Source organism: Pseudomonas sp. MD195_PC81_125 (genome assembly GCF_014060985.1).
GTDB classification, from domain to species: Bacteria; Pseudomonadota; Gammaproteobacteria; order Pseudomonadales; family Pseudomonadaceae; genus Aquipseudomonas; species Aquipseudomonas parakoreensis.
Window position 1 is genome coordinate 1 of the sequence record NZ_JABULD010000527.1, and the last position, 5478, is coordinate 5478.

5 protein-coding genes and 1 pseudogene are annotated in these 5478 nt (G+C 59.8%); 4 read left to right on the top strand and 2 right to left on the bottom strand.

Translation table 11 applies throughout. The features are described from left to right. Positions 1-46: 46 nt before the first annotated feature. Positions 47-1288 carry an HlyC/CorC family transporter gene (locus HT737_RS20970; RefSeq protein ID WP_095667426.1) on the bottom strand — a complete coding sequence of 414 codons (1242 nt, stop codon included), beginning with the start codon at positions 1286-1288 and terminating at the stop codon, positions 47-49. Positions 1289-1300: 12 nt separating this feature from the next. Then, positions 1301-2114 (bottom strand): annotated as a pseudogene (locus HT737_RS20975) (inner membrane protein YpjD). A gap of 195 nt (positions 2115-2309) precedes the next feature. Here HT737_RS20975 and ffh point away from each other — a divergent pair. The 4 genes from ffh to trmD form a co-directional block, all read left to right on the top strand. Further along, positions 2310-3686: a signal recognition particle protein gene (ffh, locus tag HT737_RS20980; protein WP_041063139.1), complete on the top strand. Its 1377-nt coding sequence runs from the start codon at positions 2310-2312 to the stop codon at positions 3684-3686. 261 nt (positions 3687-3947) lie between these two features. After that, positions 3948-4199, top strand: a complete 252-nt coding sequence (gene rpsP, locus HT737_RS20985) for a 30S ribosomal protein S16 (protein ID WP_003185073.1) — start codon at positions 3948-3950, stop codon at positions 4197-4199. A 5-nt stretch (positions 4200-4204) separates the two neighbouring features. Next, a complete protein-coding gene (gene rimM, locus HT737_RS20990; protein WP_047292745.1) occupies positions 4205-4741 on the top strand; it encodes a ribosome maturation factor RimM in 537 nt (178 codons plus the stop codon). 3 nt (positions 4742-4744) lie between these two features. Beyond that, positions 4745-5478 (top strand): tRNA (guanosine(37)-N1)-methyltransferase TrmD (trmD, locus tag HT737_RS20995; RefSeq protein ID WP_182403934.1); only part of this gene is annotated, 734 nt, incomplete at its 3' end.

Below are 5478 nucleotides of genomic sequence, written 5' to 3' on the forward strand. Positions count from 1 at the left end.
CATTCCAAAATGTAGGAGCTGCCGAAGGCTGCGATCTTTTGATCTTTTATCTGGCCGGTACCAGAGCAGGCACCGAGCTCGTATGCCAGATCAGCACCTTGCTCACCCGGTTGTCCTCGGTTTCGAGAATCTCCAGCCGATAACGCCCGATCTTCAGGCACACCGCGCTGTCCGGAATGGTTTCCAGCGCCTCGGTCACCAGGCCGTTGAGGGTTTTCGGCCCGTCGCTCGGCAAATGCCAGCCCAGGCATTTGTTCAACTCGCGAATCGACGCGGTGCCGTCGATCACCATGCGCCCGTCGGGCTGCGGATGGATGTGCGGGTTGTCGAGGCTGTGCTCGCTTTCGAATTCGCCGACGATCTCTTCGAGAATGTCTTCCAGGGTAACGATGCCCAGCACTTCGCCGTACTCGTCCACCACCATGCCCAGCCGGCGCTGCTGCTTGTGGAAATTGAGCAGTTGCAGTTGCAGCGGCGTGCTTTCCGGAACGAAGTACGGTTCGTAGCTGGCGGCCAGCAGCGCTTCTCGGGTCAGCTCGCCATCGTTGAGCAGATGGCGGATTTGTCGGGTGTTGAGCACTGCTTCGACCTGGTTGATGTCGCTGTGGAACACCGGCAGGCGCGTGCGTTTGTTGTGGCGCAGTTGTTCGATGATCTCCTCGATCGAGTCGTCGAGGTTGATACCGTCGACATCGCTGCGCGGCACCAGAATGTCGTTGACCGTGATGTTGTCCAGCGCGTGGATCCCGGAAACCGGGTGGGCGCGAGACGGGTGTTCCGGGTCGTCGTTCGGGTCGGCAGGTTCTTCGTCTTCGCTTTGCTGCACCACTTGGGTTTTGCGCGCGAAGGGACGCAGCAGCAAACCGCTGATGCGGCTCAGCAGCCAGGCCAGCGGATAAAGAATCTTCAGCGGAACGGCCAGCAGGGTATTGCCGAAGGACAGCACGGCCTCCGGATAGCGCTGGGCCACCGTGCGCGGGAAGTAATCGGCAAACACCAGCAACACGGCAGCGGCGCCGAGGCAGGCTGCCCACGGGCCATTTTCTTCGCAAAGGAAGATTGCCAGCAGCGTGGCAATGACCACCGCAAGGGCGCGGCACAGGGTGTTGCACAGGATCAGACTGTCGAGCGGGAAGCTCAGCTTCGCCAGCGGTTTATCGCTGGCGCGCGAGGCGGTGCGTTGCGCGAGCAAGTGCTGCTGCGCGATTTCGACGGCGGTAAAGAGTCCCGACCATAAAATCAGTAGGACAAATACAGCGAGCATCGGCCCTATGGGCAAACCGTCCATTTATGCCGCCCGTCAGATGTGCAGGATGTATTCACGAACCAGTTTGCTGCCGAAATACGCCAACATCAGCAGGCAGAAACCGGCGAGGGTCCAGCGAATCGCCTTGTGGCCGCGCCAGCCGAGGCGATTGCGCCCCCCACAGCAGCACGCTGAACACCACCCAGGCCAGACACGCCAGCAGGGTCTTGTGCACCAGATGCTGGGCGAACAGGTTCTCGACGAACAGCCAGCCGGAGATCAGCGACAGCGACAGCAGCGTCCAGCCGGCCCAGAGAAAGCCGAACAACAGGCTTTCCATGGTTTGCAGCGGCGGGAAGTTCTTGATCAGGCCCGACGGGTGCTTGTGCTTGAGCTGGTGATCCTGCACCAGCAGCAGCAAGGCCTGGAATACCGCGATGGTGAACATGCCGTAGGCGAGGATCGACAGCAGGATGTGGGCGAGGATGCCCGGCTCTTCGTCGATGATCTGCACCGTACCGGCCGGCGCGAACTGCGCCAGCAACACCGTCGCCGCGCCGAGCGGGAACAGCAGCACCAGGAGGTTTTCCACCGGGATCCGCGAGCAGGCCAGCAGCGTCAGGGCGATGACGGCCGCGGCGATCAGGCTGGCGGCGCTGAAGAAGTCCAGGCCCAGGCCGATCGGGGTCAGCAGGTGAGTGAGCAGGCTGGCGCTGTGGGCGAGCACGGCGAGGATGCCGAGCGTAACCAGCAGGCGCTTGTTCGCCTTGGCGCCGGAGGCCAGGCGGGTGCCCTGATAAAGGGTCGCAGCGGCATAAAGAAGCGCGGCGGCGATGGTAGTCAGCAAACTGGGTGACAAGGGGAGCATAAATCCTGTTAGGCAGGCCCGAAAGGCGCTGAGTTTGGCATAGAACCGCCACACCACGAAAGTGCGAGGTGTCCGCCCGACGCAGTCTTCGCTATAATCCGCGACCTGCCCACGCCGCAGGCTCGCCGAGCACATGTTGAATCCGGTCTGGGCCGCCATTATCCCGGTCTACACAGGGCCTGAAAGGATCGCGCAATGTTTGAAAACTTAACCGACCGTCTCTCGCAGACGCTGCGCCATGTCACCGGCAAGGCGAAGCTGACTGAAGACAATATCAAAGACACCTTGCGCGAAGTGCGCATGGCGTTGCTCGAAGCCGACGTCGCCCTGCCGGTGGTCAAGGACTTCGTCAATTCGGTCAAGGAGCGCGCTGTCGGCACCGAGGTGTCGCGCAGCCTGACGCCGGGCCAGGCATTCGTGAAGATCGTCCAGGCCGAACTCGAAAGCCTGATGGGCGCGGCCAACGAAGACTTGAACCTGAGCGCCGTGCCGCCCGCCGTCATTCTGATGGCCGGTCTGCAGGGTGCCGGTAAAACCACCACCGCCGGCAAACTCGCGCGCTTCCTTAAAGAGCGCAAGAAGAAGTCGGTGATGGTCGTGTCGGCGGACATCTACCGCCCGGCGGCTATCAAGCAGCTGGAAACCCTGGCCAACGACATCGGCGTGACGTTCTTCCCGTCCGATCTGAGCCAGAAGCCGGTCGACATCGCCAACGCGGCTATTAAAGAAGCAAAACTCAAATTCATCGACGTGGTCATTGTCGACACCGCCGGTCGTCTGCACATCGACGAAGAGATGATGGGCGAGATCAAGGCGCTGCACGCCGCGATCAAACCGGTCGAAACCCTGTTCGTGGTCGACGCCATGACCGGTCAGGACGCCGCCAACACGGCCAAGGCCTTCGGTGATGCGCTGCCGCTGACCGGTGTGATCCTGACCAAGGTCGACGGCGATGCCCGGGGCGGTGCGGCACTGTCGGTACGCGCGATCACCGGCAAGCCGATCAAGTTCATCGGTATGGGCGAGAAGAGCGAAGCGCTCGATCCGTTCCATCCTGAGCGTATCGCTTCGCGGATCCTCGGCATGGGTGACGTGCTTAGCCTGATCGAACAGGCTGAAGCGACCCTCGACAAGGACAAGGCCGACAAGCTGGCCAAGAAGCTGAAGAAGGGCAAGGGCTTCGACCTCGAAGACTTCCGCGATCAGCTGCAACAAATGAAGAACATGGGCGGCCTCGGCGGGCTCATGGACAAGCTGCCGAGCATTGGCGGCGTCAACCTGTCGCAAATGGGCAATGCCCAGAACGCGGCAGAGAAACAGTTCAAGCAGATGGAAGCCATCATCAACTCCATGACCCCGGCCGAGCGTCGCGACCCTGAGCTGATCAGCGGCTCGCGCAAACGCCGGATCGCCATGGGTTCCGGCACCCAGGTGCAGGACATCGGTCGCTTGATCAAGCAGCACAAGCAGATGCAGAAGATGATGAAGAAATTCACCGCCAAAGGCGGTATGGCGAAAATGATGCGCGGCATGGGCGGTATGTTGCCCGGCGGCGGCATGCCGAAAATGTGATACAGGACACTCAGACTTCGCCGGTCGTCGCACCGGCGCAGACCCTGCAAGGATGCAGGATCAACAGCAAACCCGCACTTGGCGGGAGCTGACCGGCCGTTTTCATCGACGGCTCTACATGCAAATCCGCACGGCATGCCATAGGCGCCGGAAAAAGTCATTTGCAAAAGTCCGGATATTCCTTAGAATATGCGGCCTTTCGGGCACCCATGCCCGCTGTGCATTTAGATTTGCAGCACCGACTACAGGAACGATGTTCACATGCTAACAATCCGTCTTGCCCTTGGCGGCTCCAAAAAGCGCCCGTTTTACCACCTGACCGTAACCGACTCGCGTAACCCGCGTGACGGCTCCCACAAAGAACAGGTTGGTTTCTTCAACCCTGTTGCCCGTGGTCAGGAAATCCGTCTGTCCGTTAACCAAGAGCGCGTAGCCTACTGGCTGAGCGTTGGTGCACAGCCTTCTGAGCGTGTTGCTCAGTTGCTGAAGGAATCTGCCAAGGCTGCAGCCTGAGCAGTATGAGCGCGACGCCAGAAAAAGCTGATGACCTGATCGTTGTCGGCAAGATTTTTTCGGTTCACGGCGTTCGCGGCGAGGTGAAGGTCTTTTCCTTTACCGATCCGATTGAAAACCTGTTGGACTACCGCAACTGGACGCTTCGGCGTGAAGGCGTGGTGAAACAGGTCGAGCTGGTCAGCGGCCGATCCACTCAAAAGGATCTGGTTGCCAAGCTCAAAGGCCTCGACGATCGCGATGAAGCCCGTCTTCTGAGCGGTTATGAGATTTGCATCTCGCGAAGCCTTTTGCCCAACCTGACAGGCGACGAGTACTACTGGTACCAGTTGCAAGGTCTGAGCGTCATCAACCAGGACGAGCAATTGTTCGGCAAGGTTGATCACCTGTTGGAGACCGGCGCGAACGATGTATTGGTGGTCAAGCCCTGCGCGGGCAGCCTGGATGATCGTGAGCGGTTGTTGCCCTACACGGAGCAATGCGTGCTGACAATCGATCTGGATGCAGGCGTGATGAGGGTGGAATGGGACGCGGACTTCTAAGCAATGGCCAGCCTGCGCGTAGACGTCATAACGTTGTTCCCCGAGATGTTCTCGGCCATCAGTGAGTACGGCATTACCAGTCGTGCGGTCAAACAGGGGCTGTTGCAGCTGACCTGTTGGAATCCGCGGGATTACACGACGGATCGGCATCACACTGTGGACGATCGCCCGTTTGGTGGTGGTCCGGGCATGGTGATGAAGATCAAGCCCCTGGAAGATGCTCTGGTTCAGGCCAAGGCAGCAGCCGGGGAGGCGGCGAAGGTGATTTACCTGTCCCCCCAAGGCCGTCAACTGACTCAGTCGGCGGTACGCGAACTGGCAAAATCGGATGCATTGATCCTGATTGCCGGCCGCTATGAAGGCATTGACGAGCGCTTTATTGAGGCTCATGTCGATGAAGAGTGGTCGATTGGTGACTATGTATTGTCTGGCGGCGAGCTGCCGGCCATGGTCATGATCGATGCGGTTACACGACTGCTGCCCGGAGCTTTAGGGCATGTGGATTCCGCTGAGGAAGATTCCTTTACGGATGGTCTGCTGGATTGCCCGCACTACACCCGACCTGAGGTGTATGCGGATCAGCGTGTTCCCGACGTGTTGCTAAGTGGCAATCACGCGCATATCCGGCGTTGGCGTTTACAGCAGTCCCTTGGTCGGACCTATGAACGACGCGCCGATCTTCTGGAAAGCCGCTCGCTTTCTGGAGAAGAGAAGAAGCTGCTCGAGGAATACATCCG

Excerpts from the sequence above, each read along its gene's own strand:
- ffh (WP_041063139.1), top strand. The coding sequence starts at position 2,310 with ATGTTTGAAAACTTAACCGACCGTCTCTCGCAGACGCTGCGCCATGTC.
- HT737_RS20970 (WP_095667426.1), bottom strand. The coding sequence starts at position 1,288 with ATGGACGGTTTGCCCATAGGGCCGATGCTCGCTGTATTTGTCCTACTG.
- rimM (WP_047292745.1), top strand. The coding sequence starts at position 4,205 with ATGAGCGCGACGCCAGAAAAAGCTGATGACCTGATCGTTGTCGGCAAG.
- rpsP (WP_003185073.1), top strand. The coding sequence starts at position 3,948 with ATGCTAACAATCCGTCTTGCCCTTGGCGGCTCCAAAAAGCGCCCGTTT.